This window comes from Extibacter sp. GGCC_0201, assembly GCF_017566055.1.
In the GTDB taxonomy this organism is placed as follows: domain Bacteria; phylum Bacillota; class Clostridia; order Lachnospirales; family Lachnospiraceae; genus Extibacter.
This window is the reverse complement of record NZ_JABFCH010000093.1, coordinates 1-279: the sequence shown is the minus strand read 5'-3', so window position 1 is coordinate 279 and position 279 is coordinate 1. Positions and strand designations below refer to the sequence as shown.

Below are 279 nucleotides of genomic sequence, written 5' to 3'. Positions count from 1 at the left end.
AATCGTGATTTCAACTCTGACAGGGGAGGATGTGACGCCGCAGATGACAGCCGCGTTTGCGATGGGAAACGGGGAATATGTCCCCGGTCAGGGAACCAGCCACAGCTTCCCTTCCAATGCGGCGAAACACTGGGGTTTATCCGTGGAACGGGTCAGACGGGAGCGGATGGATTACGTGGTTCAGAAGCTGCGAAAAGGCAGACTGGCAGTTGTAATCTGCGCAGAGAACACGATTTCCGGGAGCAGCGGCCATTATATTGTACTTACTGGAATTACAGC

General features: G+C 54.1%; 1 protein-coding gene. It reads left to right on the top strand.

Features of this window, described 5'->3' with window-relative positions; all coding sequences use genetic code 11:
* The coding region (locus HJV72_RS18875; protein ID WP_208073392.1) for a C39 family peptidase at window positions 1-279 on the top strand (279 nt) is incomplete at both ends.